The 15,633-nt window shown below is 69.1% G+C and carries 15 protein-coding genes and 1 other RNA gene; 12 read left to right on the plus strand and 4 right to left on the minus strand.

Annotation, left to right across the window (positions count from 1 at the left end):
• Positions 1-7: 7 nt before the first annotated feature.
• Positions 8-1,525 carry a malonate--CoA ligase gene (locus ACJ4V0_RS03200; protein WP_448298110.1) on the plus strand — a complete coding sequence of 506 codons (1,518 nt, stop codon included), beginning with the start codon at positions 8-10 and terminating at the stop codon, positions 1,523-1,525.
• A 163-nt stretch (positions 1,526-1,688) separates the two neighbouring features.
• Here the strand turns inward: ACJ4V0_RS03200 and ACJ4V0_RS03205 are convergent, their stop codons facing one another.
• A complete protein-coding gene (locus tag ACJ4V0_RS03205) occupies positions 1,689-3,038 on the minus strand; it encodes a 3-carboxy-cis,cis-muconate cycloisomerase (RefSeq protein ID WP_448298111.1) in 1,350 nt (449 codons plus the stop codon).
• A gap of 120 nt (positions 3,039-3,158) precedes the next feature.
• Here ACJ4V0_RS03205 and ACJ4V0_RS03210 point away from each other — a divergent pair, with 120 nt between their 5' ends.
• The 6 genes from ACJ4V0_RS03210 (at position 3,159) to ACJ4V0_RS03235 (ending at position 6,968) form a co-directional block, all read left to right on the plus strand.
• A complete protein-coding gene (locus ACJ4V0_RS03210; protein WP_448298112.1) occupies positions 3,159-3,410 on the plus strand; it encodes a hypothetical protein in 252 nt (83 codons plus the stop codon).
• Positions 3,411-3,457: 47 nt separating this feature from the next.
• An RNA gene (rnpB, locus tag ACJ4V0_RS03215) (RNase P RNA component class A) lies at positions 3,458-3,842 on the plus strand.
• Positions 3,843-4,030: 188 nt separating this feature from the next.
• Positions 4,031-4,423, plus strand: a complete 393-nt coding sequence (locus ACJ4V0_RS03220; RefSeq protein ID WP_448298113.1) for a thioredoxin family protein — start codon at positions 4,031-4,033, stop codon at positions 4,421-4,423.
• 39 nt (positions 4,424-4,462) lie between these two features.
• Positions 4,463-5,182 (plus strand): cytochrome c biogenesis CcdA family protein, encoded by a 720-nt coding sequence (locus tag ACJ4V0_RS03225; RefSeq protein WP_448298114.1) that lies wholly within the window; start codon positions 4,463-4,465, stop codon positions 5,180-5,182.
• 153 nt (positions 5,183-5,335) lie between these two features.
• On the plus strand, positions 5,336-5,893 hold the full coding sequence (locus ACJ4V0_RS03230; protein WP_448298115.1) for a LemA family protein: 558 nt from the start codon (positions 5,336-5,338) through the stop codon (positions 5,891-5,893).
• 16 nt (positions 5,894-5,909) lie between these two features.
• Entirely contained in the window at positions 5,910-6,968 is a 1,059-nt protein-coding gene (locus ACJ4V0_RS03235; RefSeq protein ID WP_448298116.1) for a M48 family metallopeptidase, read from the plus strand.
• A 79-nt stretch (positions 6,969-7,047) separates the two neighbouring features.
• Here the strand turns inward: ACJ4V0_RS03235 and ACJ4V0_RS03240 are convergent, their stop codons facing one another.
• Complete coding sequence (locus ACJ4V0_RS03240; RefSeq protein ID WP_448298117.1) at positions 7,048-7,344, minus strand: hypothetical protein; 297 nt, start codon at positions 7,342-7,344, stop codon at positions 7,048-7,050.
• Positions 7,345-7,662: 318 nt separating this feature from the next.
• Between ACJ4V0_RS03240 and ACJ4V0_RS03245 the strand changes: the two genes are divergently transcribed.
• The 4 genes from ACJ4V0_RS03245 (at position 7,663) to ACJ4V0_RS03260 (ending at position 12,220) form a co-directional block, all read left to right on the plus strand.
• On the plus strand, positions 7,663-8,832 hold the full coding sequence (locus ACJ4V0_RS03245) for a lytic transglycosylase domain-containing protein (protein WP_448298118.1): 1,170 nt from the start codon (positions 7,663-7,665) through the stop codon (positions 8,830-8,832).
• A gap of 54 nt (positions 8,833-8,886) precedes the next feature.
• Positions 8,887-10,017, plus strand: coding sequence for a M20/M25/M40 family metallo-hydrolase (locus ACJ4V0_RS03250; protein ID WP_448298119.1), 1,131 nt, complete (start codon positions 8,887-8,889; stop codon positions 10,015-10,017).
• Between the two features lie 21 nt (positions 10,018-10,038).
• Complete coding sequence (locus tag ACJ4V0_RS03255) at positions 10,039-10,437, plus strand: carboxymuconolactone decarboxylase family protein (RefSeq protein ID WP_448298120.1); 399 nt, start codon at positions 10,039-10,041, stop codon at positions 10,435-10,437.
• A 238-nt stretch (positions 10,438-10,675) separates the two neighbouring features.
• Complete coding sequence (locus tag ACJ4V0_RS03260; RefSeq protein WP_448298121.1) at positions 10,676-12,220, plus strand: Do family serine endopeptidase; 1,545 nt, start codon at positions 10,676-10,678, stop codon at positions 12,218-12,220.
• Between the two features lie 32 nt (positions 12,221-12,252).
• On the opposite strand, the gene serB is transcribed toward ACJ4V0_RS03260, so the two are convergent.
• Positions 12,253-13,149 (minus strand): phosphoserine phosphatase SerB, encoded by an 897-nt coding sequence (serB, locus tag ACJ4V0_RS03265; RefSeq protein ID WP_448298122.1) that lies wholly within the window; start codon positions 13,147-13,149, stop codon positions 12,253-12,255.
• Between serB and miaA the strand changes: the two genes are divergently transcribed.
• A complete protein-coding gene (miaA, locus tag ACJ4V0_RS03270) occupies positions 13,141-14,133 on the plus strand; it encodes a tRNA (adenosine(37)-N6)-dimethylallyltransferase MiaA (RefSeq protein ID WP_448298123.1) in 993 nt (330 codons plus the stop codon). The two genes, serB and miaA, sit on opposite strands and share 9 nt — an antisense overlap.
• On the opposite strand, the gene ACJ4V0_RS03275 is transcribed toward miaA, so the two are convergent.
• Positions 14,039-15,616, minus strand: a complete 1,578-nt coding sequence (locus tag ACJ4V0_RS03275) for a diguanylate cyclase (protein WP_448298124.1) — start codon at positions 15,614-15,616, stop codon at positions 14,039-14,041. The genes miaA and ACJ4V0_RS03275 overlap by 95 nt on opposite strands.
• Between the last annotated feature and the right edge of the window lie 17 nt (positions 15,617-15,633).

Consider the following 15,633-nt stretch of genomic DNA (forward strand, 5'->3'; position numbering starts at 1 on the left):
GCCGACCATGGCCAATCATCTCTTCGACCTCGTCCGCCTCTTCGGAACAGAGCCCGCCAAGACCTTCATCGAGACCGAGGACGGCACCGTCTTCACCTATGATGATCTCTTCGCCGCCACGGGACGCTTCGCCAACGCGCTGGTGGCGAGCGGGGTGAAGCCGGGCGACCGGGTGGCGGTGCAGGTAGAAAAATCGCCGGGGGCGATCTTCCTCTATCTCGCCTGCGTCCGCGCCGGCGCCGTCTTCCTGCCGCTCAACACCGGCTACACACTCGCCGAGATCGAGTACTTCCTGTCGGATGCGGAACCCTCACTCGTGGTCTGCGATCCGGGCAAGCGCGAGGGCATCGCCGAGGTCGCGGCGCGCACGGGCGTTCCGGCCGTCGAGACCCTCGGACGCGGCAAGGACGGCTCTCTCTGGAACAAGGCGAACGCTCAGACGCCGGTCTTCGACACGGTGTCGCGCGGCGCCGACGACCTCGCCGCCATTCTCTACACGTCGGGGACCACCGGGCGCTCGAAGGGCGCCATGCTCACCCACGACAACCTCGCCTCCAACGCCCTGACGCTGAAGGACTCCTGGAAATTCACGCGCGACGACGTGCTGCTGCACGCCCTGCCGATCTTCCACACGCACGGGCTCTTCGTCGCCACCAACACCATCCTCATGGCCGGCGCCTCCATGCTGTTCCTGCCGAAGTTCGATGCCGACAAGGTGTTCGAGCTGATGCCGCGGGCGACCTGCATGATGGGCGTGCCGACCTTCTACGTCCGCCTCGTGCAGGATGCGCGTCTCACGCCCGACGCGACGCGCCACATGCGCCTGTTCATCTCGGGATCGGCGCCGCTGCTGGCCGAGACGCACCGCGCCTTCCGCGAGAAGACCGGCCAGGCGATCCTCGAGCGCTACGGCATGACCGAGACGAACATGAACACCTCCAATCCCTATGACGGCGAGCGCGTCGCCGGCACGGTTGGCTTCCCGCTGCCGGGCGTCGAGCTGCGCGTCACCGATCCGGAGACCGGCGCTGGCGTTGCGCAGGGTGAGATCGGCATGATCGAGGTGAAAGGCCCCAACGTCTTCAAGGGCTACTGGCGGATGCCGGAGAAGACCGCCGCCGAGTTCCGCGCGGACGGCTTCTTCATCACCGGCGACCTCGGCAAGATTGACGCCGATGGCTACGTCCACATCGTCGGCCGCGGCAAGGACCTCGTGATTTCCGGCGGCTACAACGTCTATCCGAAGGAAGTGGAGACCGAGATCGACGGCATGGCCGGCGTGTTCGAGAGCGCCGTGATCGGCGTGCCCCACCCTGACTTCGGCGAAGGCGTCACGGCGGTGGTGGTGCCGACGCCCGGCGCACGGCTCGACGAGGGCGCGATCCTGACCGCGCTGGAGGCGCGGCTCGCCAAGTTCAAGCTGCCGAAGCGGGTGATCGTGGTCGACGACCTGCCGCGCAACACGATGGGCAAGGTGCAGAAGAACGTGCTGCGCGAGACCTACAAGGGGCTCTACGGGGGGTGAGTGGAGGCGATCGAGGGTCGAGCCGAGGCTTTCCGTCACCTTGGGCGCCACCCGCAGCATTGGGACGGAAACGGTCCGGCGCCCGGCAACTCCAGGACCCCCTTCCCCTCGCTGCGCTCGGCCGGGGGCGACGGCGAGAGTCCCTCCGCTCGGGACGCCGAGACTACTGCTGACTGCTGTATCGCTCCAGCACGCGATCGACGAACGCGCCCGCGCCGCCGAGATAGCCGGCGGGGTCGAGGAGTTCGGCAAGCCGCTCGCGCGAGGCGTGCGTAGTGATCTCGACGTCCGCGGCCAGCACGTCGAGAAGCGCCCTGCCCTCGCCCAGCGCCCTGCGGCATGCCGTCTCGATGCGGTCATGGGCTGCGAGGCGGCCCAAGGCGGGCGCCAGCGCCATCTGAACGGCCTCAGCCATGATGAGACCTCCGGTCGCGGCGAGATTGGCGCGCATGCGCTCCGGCTTGATCACAAGGCCTTCGAGAAGTTCGGCAAGGCGCGTCAGGACGCCGCCCGTGAGGCGGACGAGTTCCGGCAGGGCCAGCCATTCGGCCTGCCAGCCGCCAGCGAAGCGTTCGTGCTCGCCCGCGCCGCCGGCGGCGATGGTCGCAAGGAGCTGCGGGGCGAGCCCGGCCGCCCCGAGGATGGTCGCGGAAAGCGCCGGATTGCGCTTGTGCGGCATGGTGGAGGAGCCGCCCCGGCCGGGCGCCGCCGGCTCCAGCACCTCGCCGACCTCGGTCTGCATCATCAGGGCGACGTCGCGGGCGACCTTGGCCGCGGTGGCGACGAGGCCGGCCATGAGGCCTGCGGCCTCGAGGATGCGGTCGCGCTGGCCGTGCCAGGGCGTGTCCGGCAGGGACAGACCAAGGCGCGCTGCCAGCAGCCGGGCCACCTCCGGCCCCTTGTCGCCGAGCGAGGCGAGCGTGCCGGCAGCGCCGCCGAACTGAAGGGCGAGGATGCGCGGGCGCGCCTGATCGAGCCGCTCGGCGTGTCGCATCAGTGCGTCCAGCGTTCCCGCCATCTTCAGGCCGAAGGTGATGGGAAGCGCCTGCTGCAGCCAGGTGCGCCCTGCCATGGGCGTATCGCGATGGGCCTTCGCGAGTGCCGCGGCGGCGGCCATGCCACGGTCGAGGTCGGCGTCGATGATCTTGAACGCCTCGCGCAGTTGTAGCACCAGGCCGGTATCCATCACATCCTGGCTGGTGGCGCCGAAGTGAACCCATTTGGCGGCTTCCGGATCGGATTCCGCCACCTTTGCGGTCGCCATCTTGACGAGAGGTATCGCCGCATTGCCGGCGATGCCGGCCGCTTCGGCCAGCGCCGACATGTCGACGTCAAGCATCATGCAGCCGGCGTTGATCGGCACGACCGCCGACGCAGGTATGACCCCCGCCTCGCCCTCGGCCGTCGCCAGCGCGGCCTCGAAGGTCAGCATGGCGAGGACGGTCGCATCATCCGACCAGACCGCCTCCATGGCCGGCGAACCGAAGAGGGGCGCGAGAAGCGGCGACGGCATGGGAACCTCATTCCTGGTTCCGCACAGCCTTAGCAGAGCGCACCGCCGCCGACCAAGGCGGAACCTTCCCCCGCCTCGCGGGTTGTGGGTCACGAACGGGTATGGCCACAGGAGGGAAACATGTCCGCCACGACCAAAGCCGACGCGTTGCAGGACCAGGGCACGCGCGAATTCGAAGACGCCATCTCCGGCAAGGGGCCGAAGATGCCGAAAAGCTCCATGACCAAGGCCGAGCAGGTCCAGCAGACCGAGCTCGATACGGCGCTCGAGGCCTCGTTCCCGGCGAGCGATCCGGTGGCATCGGCCGTTCCGAAGACCAGCCTCGGTGCGCCGAAGGGCCGCGAGTCCGTCGAGCCGACCGAAAAGGCCTGATACGGCCCGCTTGACACCCCGGCCCGCTTGTCCCACTTGCACACCCGTCAGCCGGCCGGACGACCGCCGCCGCATCACCCGAAAGGGCGCGGGGGAGGAAAGTCCGGGCTCCACGGAAACACGGTGCCGGATAACGTCCGGCGGGGGCGACCCCAGGGATAGTGCCACAGAGAACAGACCGCCGGGGTTCGCCCCGGCAAGGGTGAAAAGGTGGGGTAAGAGCCCACCGCGCGACCGGCAACGGAAGCGGCACGGTAAACCCCACCGGGAGCAAAACCGAATAGGGACGACAGGGGGCGACCCCGGGCGTGGATCCGCGCCGTCGTCCGGGTAGGTTGCCAGAGCGTCCGAGCAATCGGCCGCCTAGAGGAATGGTCGTCGCGCGGGAGCGATCCCGCCCCACAAAACCCGGCTTACAGGCCGACTGACATGTTGAGAGGCCCCGGCGCGAAAGCGTCCGGGGCCTCGCCATGTCCGGCGTTCCGTCGGGGAGAGGGTGACGCGTGCCGGCCGCCCCGATCACGACACCGTCAACGGCGTAACGGCGCGCTGCTCGGCGCCGTAACGATCACGACGCCAAACCGTCCGTCGCAGCGTCGCCATCGCTTCCGGGGAACACCATGATCCATCGCCGCACCTTCATTCTCGCCTCGGCCGCTCTCGCCGCCGCCGTTCCGTCGCTGCCGGCTTCCGCCGTCGCCCAGCGCTTCACCCAGGCCGCGTTCGAGGCGGCGCAGGCCGCCGGCAAGCCGATCCTCGTCGAGGTCACCGCTCCCTGGTGCCCGACCTGCCGGGCCCAGCAGCCTATCCTGCAGAAGCTGACCGCCGAGCCGCGCTTCCGCGACCTCGTCTTCCTGAGCGTCGACTTCGACAGCCAAAAGGACGTGCTTCGGACGCTGAACGTGCAGAGCCAGTCGACCCTCGTCGTCTTCAAGGGCAAGCAGGAGGTCGGCCGCTCCGCTGGCGACACCAACGCCGCCTCGATCGCGGCCCTGGTGGCGAAGAGCATCTGACGCCCGACGCCGTCGCCACCAGCCCGCAGGGACACGCTCATGCTCGCCTCCATCGGCTTCGCCTTCCTCGCCGGGATCGTGTCGATCCTGTCGCCCTGCGTGCTGCCCATCCTGCCCATCGTGCTCGGGGGCGCCGCCTCCGAGCACCGGCGTGGACCCCTGGCTCTCGCCGCCGGCCTTGCCGTCTCCTTCACCGCCATCGGGCTCTTCGTCGCGACGATCGGCTTCTCGGTCGGGCTCGACCTCGGCGTCTTCCGGATGGTCGCCGGGCTGATCCTGCTGGCCTTTGGTCTCGCCATGCTCGTGCCGGCGGCCGGGACACGCCTCGCGACAGCGGCCGGCCCCCTGTCGGATTGGACGCAGTCCCGCTTCGGCGGCTTTGATCGCGCCGGCCTGTCGGGACAGTTCGGCGTCGGGCTGCTGCTTGGCGCCGTCTGGAGCCCCTGCGTCGGCCCGACACTCGGCGCGGCCTCGCTGATGGCGGCGCGCGGGGAAAACCTCGGACAGGTGGCGCTCACCATGCTCGCCTTCGGCATCGGCGCGGGCCTGCCGCTTGCCGCCCTCGGCGCGCTGTCGCGGGAGAGGCTCCTCGGTCTGCGCGAGCGCATGATGTCGGCGGGCCAGGGCGCGAAGACCGCGCTGGGGCTCGTCGTCGTGGGCATCGCCCTGCTGGTCCTTACCGGCTACGACAAGACCATCGAGGCGGCGCTGGTGGACGTCTCGCCCGCGTGGCTGACGACCCTCACCACCCGGTTCTGACGGCGAGGCCGTGCCTGACGCCGTGACAGGACAAGGCTGGCTTCGACACACCACGGAAACACGATTCCGCCACTTGTCTTTGCGAACAGGGACGGCCCGTGACACTCTCGTCCGGACATATCGCCGTCCGTCCTCACGCGCAGGAGCCACGTCATGGGTTGGGCCATCCTCGGCATCATCGCCGCCGCCGCCATCTACGCCGTCTTCGTCTATAACGGCCTCGTCGGCCTGCGGCAGCGGGTCAACCAGGCCTTCGCCGACATCGACGTGCAGTTGAAGCAGCGCCACGACCTCATTCCCAACCTCGTCGAGACCGTGAAGGGCTATGCCGCCCACGAGAAGTCGACCCTCGACGCCGTCATCGCCGCCCGCAACGCGGCGCAGGGCGCTCACGGCCCGTCGGCGCAGGCTGCCGCCGAGCAGCAGCTCTCCGGCGCGGTGGGCCGCCTTCTCGCCCTCGGCGAGGCCTATCCGGACCTGAAAGCCAGCGCCAACTTCCAGCAGCTGCAGGTCGATCTCGGCAATGTCGAGGACAAGCTGGCCGCCGCCCGCCGCTTCTTCAACAATGCGGTCAGCGAGTTCAACGCCTCCATCCAGGCTTTCCCGGCCGTGCTCTTCGCCGCCTCGATGGGCTTCACCTCCCGCGAGTTCTTCGATGTCGGTCCGGAGACCCGGGCCCAGATCGAGACTGCCCCGACCGTGAAGTTCTGAGCGCGGCGGCGGTGCCATGATCGGCGAGGCCTACGGGCTCTACGGCCATATCCGCAATAACAGGATCCGCTCCGGCTTCCTGATCGCCGGGCTTTTCGTGCTCGCCTATGTGCTGACCTTCGGGGTGATCCTGATCGGCTACGGCATGTCGGGCTACCACATCGGGGCCTATGTGCTGTGGGAGACCTGGCGGGTCTTCCTGGTGGCGCTGCCCTTCGTCACGGCGGCGACGGCGCTCTGGGTGCTGATCGGCTACCGCTTCAACGTCGCGCTCATCGGCAAGATGACGGGATCGGAGCCGCTGAGCCAGGACAAGCATCCAAAGCTCCACCGGATGCTGGAAAACCTCTGCATCTCGCGCGGCATGCCGACGCCGAAGCTCGCCATCCTGCAGAGCGACGCGCTCAACGCCTTCGCCTCGGGCGTCAACGAGAAGCAGTTCACGGTGACGGTGACGACCGGCCTCCTGAACAATCTCGACGACAAGGAGATCGAGGCGGTCCTCGCCCATGAGCTCACCCACATCCGCAATGGCGACGTCAGGCTGATGATCATCGCGGTGGTGATATCAGGGGTCATTTCGCTGGTCGGCGAACTGGTGTTCCGCGCCTTCCTGCGCGGCGGCATCCGTTCCTCGTCGAGCGGCGAGCGCAAGGGCGGCGGCGCCATTGTGGTGGTGCTGATCGGCGTCGCCCTCGTCGTCGTCTCGTGGGTGCTGGCGATCGTGGTGAGGCTGTCGCTGTCGCGCTCGCGCGAGTATCTCGCCGATGCCGGCGCCGTGGAGCTCACCAAGAACCCGGACGCGATGATCTCGGCGCTGCTCAAGATTTCGGGCCGCGCCGACATCGAGGGCGTGCCCTCCGGTGTCATGGACATGTGCTTCGAGAACGATCCGGACGACTTCGCCGACCTGTTCTCGACCCACCCCTCGATCACCAAAAGGGTCCAGGCGCTGGTCGAGACGGCCGGCGGACGGATGCCGGACATGCCGCCGCATCCGCCCACCATGACGCAGCGACAGGACCTGCCCTCGATGGTGCAGGCCAGCGGTTCGTGGGGCCGGCCGCGCGTGTAAGGGCGGCAACGACAAACCCGGGGGCTGTCGACGACCACCGGGGCTCGGCAGGAAATGTCAGCGCAGGCTTCGGCCGCCGTCAGCAGGACATGCGGATGCGTTGGGCCGCGCAGCGAGTGCTCGGAGTGCCACGGTTCGACGAGCAATAGCTCTCACCCGGCCGCAGGCCATAGATGCGACGCTCGCCCCCGGCGGGCACGGTGAAGACGCTGGTGTTGCCGTTGCGATAGAACAGGCGGAACCAGCAGACGGGGCTCACGCCGGGATCGCAGGTGAAGCGCGCCGTACAGGCCTGCGCGAAGGCGGGAGTTGAAGACAACGAACTGATCGCCAAAACGGCGGCCACGGCGGTCGCGAAGAGGCTGGTCCTGACCATTCCTGTTCCCCAAGAAAAAACCGAACTCACGCAGCCGGCACGGACCACGCGGCGAAAGACTAGACGCCCACTTCCCCTGACGTAAAGGCGACGAGATGCTTCGCTCCCGTGGGACGTGCGGACATGTCCTGCCCGCAGGCATGGAATCGGAAGGCGGGCCTATCCAAGCACCACAGGGGAATGCGACGTCCGCGGGCCCATCTGGCCGCATCCGCCCTCGGCCTGTCGATGCAGCGTATCGGTCAGGCGCTGTAGGCGTTTCAGGCGATGGACGGGCTGCGGGTAGCGCTCGTTGCCGTCGTCGACTAGATTGAGGCCATGCGGTCTGCGTTGCGAACGGTCCTCCTCGCCGGTGCGGTTTTCGCCGCGATGCCGGCCCATGCCCAGCTCGACCTGACGCCGCCAGGGGTCGGCCAGCAGCCTTCCGGACGGCAGGCGCCGCGCCCTGCCCGTCCCGTCGTGAGGGCACCGCGGGTCGCGCCGCTCCCCGAGCCGCGGCCCGCCGATGCGGGCGAAGGCGAGCCGGCGGCGGCTCCCGAGCTCGCGACAGTTCCGCCGGCCACCCCCGCGCCGGCCCCCGCTGTCTCCCCGGTGCCCCCGGCTGTCGCTGCCCCCAATCCCGCTCCCGCTCCCGCCCCGGCAGACCGGGCCGCCAGCGAGGCCCCGGCAAGCACCATCGACGAGGCGTTCCGCGAAACGGAGGCGGCGAGCAGCCGCGCGCCGGCCATCCCGGAGTCTCACCCGGCGGTCATCAACGCGCCCCTGCCGCCGGCGCGACCCGGCAGCGCACCGCAGGCCCTCCCAGCTCCGCCCCCGCCGGCCGATGCCACGACCGCGACGACGGCGGCTGACCTGCCGCAGCTCGAGGCCCCTTTCGCCGAAGCGCCGCCGCGCCGTTTCGAGGGGCGCGCCTTTTCCGACACCCGCTATCCGGTGGGCCGCTCCGCCCATTTCGGGACGATCCTCCGCCACGCCGAGGCGCTGCGCGTGCCGATCGATCTCGCCGACGCCGTCGCCATGGTGGAGAGCGCCTACGATCCGCACGCGGTGGGTCTCATCGACGAGATCGGCCTCATGCAGGTGCGCCCAACCATCGCGCGCCAGCTCGGCTTCGCCGGAACGATCCAGGACCTGTTCGAGCCGGAGACCAATATCCGCCTGGGAATCGCCTATCTGGCGGGTGCCTGGGAACGATCCGGAGGCAATCTCTGCCAGGCCCTGATGAAATACCGCGCCGGCTGGGACGAGACGCAGATGAGCGCGCTGTCGCTCGAATACTGCCGCCGCGCCGTGGTCCATCTCAACGCCATCGGCTCGCCGCTCGCCCGCGGCGTCACGGTTCCAGCCGGCGCGGCGACACCACCGCCGGGCCAGCGATCGACAAGCCGCTTCAACTGGTCGGACCACGAGACCCGCATCCGGCAGATCGAGCAGCGCTTTGGCGGCCCAAACTTCGGCATCATAGCTGGTGAGCCGCGCCGCCCGTAGACGCGGGCGGGACAGCGACCGTAGGCTCCGCGTCCCACGCTGGAGGACAAGAGCATGCCCGTCACCACCGATGTCGAACAGGTCATCTCCGACATCATCCGCTGGGCCTCGATCGAGAGCCCGACCTATGACGCGGCCGCCGTCAACCGGATGATGGACGAGGGCGCGCGCGACCTCGCCAGCATGGGCTTCGGCATCGAGCGCCTGCCCGGAACGCAAGGCTTCGGCGATACCGTCATCGGCCGCCTCGCCGGCGCCGAGGCGGGCCCCGGCCTCCTCATCCTCGCCCATGTCGACACGGTTCACGCCGTCGGCACGCTGGCGGGCCCGCTGCCCATCCGCCGCGAAGGCGAGCGGCTCTACGGGCCGGGCGTCACCGACATGAAGGGCGGCACGGTGCTGACGCTGCACGTCCTCGGCAAGCTGATCACAGCGAAGGGCGGCCGCCTGCGGCGCTCCGTCACAGTCGTCCTGATCCCCGACGAGGAGGTCGGCTCGCCCTCGTCCCGCGCCACCATCGAGGCGGAGGCCGCCAAGGCCGCCCATGTCCTCGTGCCGGAGCCGGGACGGGAGCATTTCGTCACCTCCGGCCGCCATGCCGTGGTGCGCTACATGATCCATGTCCACGGCCGGCCCTCGCACGCCGGCGCCGCCATCAGCCGCGGCGTCTCCTCGATCCGCGCCATGGCCCGCATCATCGAGACCATCGAGGACTGGTCGGACTACGAGCGCGGCCAGACCTTCGCGGTGGGACGCGTCAATTCCGGCACCTGGGTCAATGTCGTGCCGGTGTTGTGCTCGGCCGAGGTGCTCTGCGTCGCTGCGACGCCGGAAGACCTCGCCGACATCGACGTGCGGCTGCGCACGCTGCGCCCACCCTTCCCCAACACCCGCATCACCATCGAGGCGGGGCCGGTGCGGCCGCTCTTCGTCGCCGGTCCGGGCACCATGGACCTCTACGCCAAGGCCAAGGCCATCGCCGACCGGCATGGCTATCCCATCGACCACATGCAGTCCGGCGGCGGCTCCGACGGCAACTTCACCGGCGCCATGGGCGTGCCGACCCTCGACGGGCTCGGCGTCTGGGGCGGCGGCATCCACACCAAGGAAGAGTTCTGCGATATCCGCTCGATCCTGCCGCGCGGCACGATCATGGCCGGGCTGATCGAGGACATTGCCGGCTGACGTCCGGCGGAAGGAGGAGCGATGTCCATGCTGCCCATTCTGGCCGAAGGCGACCTGTCGCCGGAGGCCGCCGCGGTCTTCGCCGACATCCGCACCACCCGGAAGACGGATTTCGTCAACAATTTCTGGCGCGTGCTCGCCCATGACCCGGCCGCCCTGAAGCGGACCTGGGACAGCGTCAAGCAGGTGATGGCGCCCGGCGCCCTCGACCCGCTGACGAAGGAATTGATCTACGTCGCCGTCTCCATGGCCAATTCCTGCGAATACTGCATCCGCTCCCATTCGGCTGCGGCGCGGGCCAAGGGCATGACCGACGCGCAGTTCATGGAGATGGTCTCGGTGGTCGCCATGGCCGCCGAAACCAACCGCATGGTGATCTCGCTCCAGGTGCCGGTCGACGAAGCCTTCAAACAGCTGTGATGGCGCGAGGACCTCGGCGGGCCCTTAAGGGCCTTTCCCTTGTCGCCACGCCGCCCCATTTCATGATTGACTAGGTTCCGACGCAATCCCGCCGAAACATGGTGGGATCATGCAAAGGAACCGACGGGGATTCTCCATGACCACAGACCGATCGACGCGCATGCATCGTACGGCGGTGGGGCGCGGCTCTTCCCGCCCGCATCGTTCCTTCACCGGTTTCTCGACCAGGACCTCCATGATGATTTCCCGGATCGGCGGCGGCCTCGCCGCTGCCAGCCTTGCCCTCGCCCTCGGTGCGGGGCTCTCCTTCTCCCCTGCCCTTGCGCCCCGCGCCGAGGCGCGGCAGGCCATCGACCTGTCCGATCTCGCCGAGCGCGTCATCGACGCGGTCGTCAACATTTCGACGACGACGCGCGTCGATGCCTCGCCCGGACAGCGGCCGGGCCTTCCCGGCCGCCGGCCCGGACAGCCGCCCGACGGCAATGGCCAGCCCGGCCCCGGCGCCCCCTTCGACGAGCTCTTCGAGGAGTTCTTCCGCCGCCGCGGCGAGAATCCGCCCGGCGGCCCGAACGGCCAGCAGGCGCCGCAGCGTCGCCAGTCGTCGCTCGGCTCGGGCTTCGTCATCGACGCCTCGGGCATCGTCATCACCAACAATCACGTCATCGACAATGCCGACGAGATCACCGTCATCTTCAACGACGGCACACGCCTCAAGGCGGAACTGGTGGGGCGTGACCGCGAGATCGACGTCGCCGTGCTGCGCGTCCAGCCGACGCGGCCCCTGAAGGCCGTCAATCTCGCCGATTCCGACCGTATCCGCATCGGCGAGCCGGTCATGGCCATCGGCAATCCGCTCGGCCTCGGCGGCACGGTGACGGCAGGCATCGTCTCAGCCAAGAACCGCGACATCCAGTCCGGGCCGTTCGACAACTACATCCAGACGGACGCGGCCATCAATCGCGGCAATTCCGGCGGCCCGCTGTTCAACATGGCCGGCGATGTCATCGGCATCAACACGGCCATCTTCTCGCAGACCGGCGGCAATATCGGCATTGCTTTCGCCATTCCCGCCAATACGGCACGCCCGATCATCGGGCAGTTGCGCGAGTTCGGCGAGACGCGGCGCGGCTGGCTCGGCGTGCGCATCCAGGAGGTCACTGACGAGATCGCCGAGAGCCTCAATCTCGGCACCCGCCGCGGCGCTCTCATCGCCGGTGTCGAGGCGAACGGCCCGGCCGGCCCCTCGGGCATGAAGACCGGCGACGTCATCGTCCGCTTCGACGGCCGCGACGTGCGCAATTCGCGGGAACTGCCGCGCATCGTCTCGGAGACGGCGGTCGGCAAGGCCGTGCCGGTCATCGTCATGCGGGCCGGCCGCGAGGAGACACTCACCGTCACGCTCGGACGGCGCGAGGGTAACATCCAGCAGGCCTCCACCGGCCGCCAGCCGCAGGGGCAGGCGGCGCCCCGCCCGCAGAACCCGACAGTCTCGGCCCTCGGCCTTCAGCTTTCGGGCCTGACGCAGGAAATGCGCGAGCGCTTCCGCGTCAGGGACGACGTGCGCGGCGTGGTGGTGACGCAGGTCGATCCGGGGTCGCGCGCCGCCGAGCGGGCGATCCAGGCCGGCAACGTCATCCTCGAGGTGCAGAACGAGCCGGTGAATTCGCCGGCCGACGTGACGCGCCGCATCGAGGCCCTGCGCAAGGAGGGCCGCTCATCGGCGCTGTTCCTGGTGGCCAATGCCGAGGGCGACCGCCGCTTCGTGGCCCTGACGCTGCGCTGATATCCCTTCCGGCCGGCGCCCCGCGGGGCCGGTCAGAGGATGAAATCGGTGCGGGCGTAGCCTTGCATGTAGAGCAGCGCCGAGAGGTCGCCGTGGTCGATACGCACCGCGGCGGCTTCCGCCACCTTCGGCTTGGCGTGATAGGCGACGCCGACGCCGGCCTCCCCGAGCATGGCGAGATCGTTGGCGCCGTCGCCGACCGCCATGGTCTCCCCGGCATCCAGTCCGAAACGCTGGCGCAGTTCCACCAGCGTGTCGCGCTTGGCCTCGCGGCCGAGGATCGGTTCGCGCACCGTTCCGGCGAACAGGCCATCCTCGATCTCGAGCAGGTTGGCGCGGTCCTCGTGGAAGCCGATCATCGTGCCGATCTTCGCGGTGAAGAGGGTGAACCCGCCGGAGACGAGCGCGGTGTAGCCTCCCCTCGCCTTCATGGTGCGGACGAGTTCGCGGCCGCCGGGGGTCAGGGTGATGCGCCGCTCGATGACATCATCGACGACCGACGCCGAGAGCCCCTTGAGTAGCGCCACCCGCTCGCGCAGCGCCGGCTCGAAGGCGATCTCGCCCCGCATGGCCCGCTCGGTAATCGCCGAGACATGATCCTTCAGGCCGACGAGGTCGGCCAGTTCGTCGATGCACTCCTGACCGATCATGGTCGAATCCATATCGGCGAGGAACAGGCGCTTGGCGCGCCCCGCGGCCGGCTGCACGACGACGTCAAGCGGCAGGCCGGCGAGTGCCTGGCGGAGGTCGTCGGCGATGGCGCGGTTGTCCGCGCCGGCCTGCGGTGCGAAAGGAATGTCGGCGGCGATGCGCGGGTCGAGAACCACCGGTTCGCCGGCTCCGGCCAGACGCTCCGACGCCGCCCGGATGGCATCGTCCACGAGGCACGGGTTCGCAGGATTGGCGATGAGGGTTGCGACGTGAGTCACGATGAGGATTCCCGCAAGGGTCACAGGCCGAGGGCCGTCCTCATCGCAGGTCCCACCGCAAGCGGCAAGTCGGCGCTGGCGCTGGACCTTGCCCGCACCTTCGGCGGCGTCGTCATCAATGCCGATTCCATGCAGGTCTATCGCGACCTCGCCATCATCACCGCCCGGCCGACGCCTGAGGAGATGGCGGCGGCCCCGCATCGCCTCTACGGCACCGTGGATGCCGCCGAGAGCTTCTCCGTGGGGCGCTGGGTCGAAGCCGTGCGGGCGGCGATCAGCGAGGCCGGGGCCTCGGGTGTGCTGCCGATCCTGGTCGGTGGCACCGGCCTCTATTTCAAGGCGTTGACCGAGGGGCTTTCCGCCATTCCGCCGGTGCCGCCCGAAGTTCGCGAACGCATCCGCCGCGAGGCGGAGGGCATCCCACCGGCCGACCTCCATGCCCGCCTCGCCGCCCGCGACCCTCTCACGGCATCACGCCTGAGGCCGAGCGACCCTCAGCGCATCCTGCGCGCGCTCGAGGTCTTCGCGGCGACCGGCAGGCCGCTGGTCCACTGGCAGGCGGCCGGCCGCGAAGGCGCCGTCCTCGGCGACCATGAAATCCGGGGGGTGTTTCTCTCCGTCGACCGCGCCGACCTGCGTGCCCGGATCGACCGGCGTTTCGAGGCGATGATGGCCGCCGGGGCGCTGGCGGAGGTTGAGGCGCTCGCAGAGCGCCGGCTCGATCCGGCGCTTCCCGCCATGCGGGCGCACGGCGTTCCGGGTCTCATCGCCCATCTCAAGGGGGAGGTGTCGCTGGAGGACGCTATCGCCCGCGGACAGCGCGACACCCGCGCCTATGCGAAGCGGCAGGAGACCTGGTTCCGGCACCAGATGCCCGGCTTTGCCGCACTCACTCCCGAGGCGGCGCGGCTGGACCTGTCGACGTGGCTGGCATCCGCTCCTGCGGCCGGCGCGGCGCCGTTCCCTGCCGGGTCGCGGGCCTGAAGGCCGGTAGGTCGTCAAGGTTGAGCGATGGCGGGGCCGGCTGGTGGACCACCACGATCTCGCCCGCCCCATTGTCCATGGCGACGGCATTCCGCCCGGCGGCTTTGGCCCCATATAGCGCCGCATCGGACCGGCTCATCAGCCGGTCCAGCGACTCGCGCCCGTCCCATGTGGCGACCCCGAAGGAACCGCTGAAACGAATGCTCTCGCCCTCATAGGTAACGGTAGCCGACGCCAGAAGCGTGCGCATGCGGCAGGCGATTCCGACAGCCTCGTCCAGGCCGATATGCGGCAGGATGGCGATGAACTCCTCGCCGCCGAGCCGGCCGACGAGATCGACATCCTCGCGCAGGCCGTGGGTGAGAAGATCGACGGTCGCCCGCAGCACGGCATCGCCGCCGGCATGGCCGTGGCGGTCGTTGATGCGCTTGAAGTGGTCGAGGTCCATGGTGAAGATCGACACCGGGTGGGCATAGCGCTCGGACATCGCCATGGCCTTGGAGAGGCTTTCAGTGATCGCCCGCCGGTTGAGAGCGTTGGTCAGCCCGTCGCGTGTCGCAAGGCGGCTCAATTCCTCCTCGAGGTCCTGACGCCGGCGGATCTCGGCCTTCAGCGTCTCGTTGGCCCGGGCATATTCGGCCTGGCTCTGGCGCATGGCGTCTTCGGCGTTCTTGCGCTCGGTGACATCGGCATAGGTCACCATGAAGCCGTCGCCGAAGGGGACGCAGGCGATCTCCAGCCAGTGCTCGACACCCGCCCGCGGATAGAGGGTGACAAACTGGACTGCCTCGCGCGTCAGCGCCACCGCGACATAGCGATCCCACAGGCCCGATGCCTTCAGGTGTGGACACAGCGCCAGGACGCTCGTCTGCAACATGGCCTCGAGGGAGAGGCCGGACCACTGGGCGGCCCGCTTGTTGACGGCGACGAACTCTCCGTCGATGGCCGCGCCGGTATCGTCGCGGCACAGGCGCACCGCCATGATGGCGTCGAGGGACGCGTCGAGAACGGCGGCCAGCAGATCGTCGCGGAACAGCCTCGGCTTGGCGACGACGACGATGACCGGTTCACCCGCCTCGTCTTGGCAGGGCAAGACCAGGCGTTCCCACAAATGGACCTGGCCGGCGAGGGCGCTGCGATGGAGGGTGAAGAGCGGCTCGCCGCTCTTCAGTGCCCGGATGTTGCACTGGCGGAAGAAGGCGCCGATGGATTCGCGCATCTGCGAACTCGGCTGCCCCGTCATGTCGATGCCGGCCCGTTCGACGAGCGCGCGGCCGTAGTGCGAATAGACGAAGTCGTCCTCGCCCTTCGCCCGGAAGACGATCATGTCGTCGGCAACGGGGCCGAGGATCGCGGGATCAAACTCCCTGAACGGCACGCGGTCACCGCCGGCCCGCACGGCCGTCCAGTGATTGAAAAGCCGACGGATGGCGGGCGAGTGGGCCCGCTCGTCGATCTGGGTGTCGAAAATCTCGCGATACATGAGGCCGTCCTGACGAC

The sequence above is a fragment of the Phreatobacter aquiterrae genome (assembly GCF_053471285.1).

Bases quoted from the DNA above. Each gene is read 5' to 3' on its own strand.
- ACJ4V0_RS03255 (WP_448298120.1), top strand. From the start codon at position 10,039: ATGTCCATGCTGCCCATTCTGGCCGAAGGCGACCTGTCGCCGGAGGCC.
- ACJ4V0_RS03245 (WP_448298118.1), top strand. From the start codon at position 7,663: ATGCGGTCTGCGTTGCGAACGGTCCTCCTCGCCGGTGCGGTTTTCGCC.
- ACJ4V0_RS03225 (WP_448298114.1), top strand. From the start codon at position 4,463: ATGCTCGCCTCCATCGGCTTCGCCTTCCTCGCCGGGATCGTGTCGATC.
- ACJ4V0_RS03205 (WP_448298111.1), bottom strand. From the start codon at position 3,038: ATGCCGTCGCCGCTTCTCGCGCCCCTCTTCGGTTCGCCGGCCATGGAG.
- ACJ4V0_RS03230 (WP_448298115.1), top strand. From the start codon at position 5,336: ATGGGTTGGGCCATCCTCGGCATCATCGCCGCCGCCGCCATCTACGCC.
- ACJ4V0_RS03235 (WP_448298116.1), top strand. From the start codon at position 5,910: ATGATCGGCGAGGCCTACGGGCTCTACGGCCATATCCGCAATAACAGG.
- ACJ4V0_RS03220 (WP_448298113.1), top strand. From the start codon at position 4,031: ATGATCCATCGCCGCACCTTCATTCTCGCCTCGGCCGCTCTCGCCGCC.
- ACJ4V0_RS03200 (WP_448298110.1), top strand. From the start codon at position 8: ATGGCCAATCATCTCTTCGACCTCGTCCGCCTCTTCGGAACAGAGCCC.
- ACJ4V0_RS03210 (WP_448298112.1), top strand. From the start codon at position 3,159: ATGTCCGCCACGACCAAAGCCGACGCGTTGCAGGACCAGGGCACGCGC.
- ACJ4V0_RS03240 (WP_448298117.1), bottom strand. From the start codon at position 7,344: ATGGTCAGGACCAGCCTCTTCGCGACCGCCGTGGCCGCCGTTTTGGCG.
- ACJ4V0_RS03275 (WP_448298124.1), bottom strand. From the start codon at position 15,616: ATGTATCGCGAGATTTTCGACACCCAGATCGACGAGCGGGCCCACTCG.
- ACJ4V0_RS03260 (WP_448298121.1), top strand. From the start codon at position 10,676: ATGATTTCCCGGATCGGCGGCGGCCTCGCCGCTGCCAGCCTTGCCCTC.
- ACJ4V0_RS03250 (WP_448298119.1), top strand. From the start codon at position 8,887: ATGCCCGTCACCACCGATGTCGAACAGGTCATCTCCGACATCATCCGC.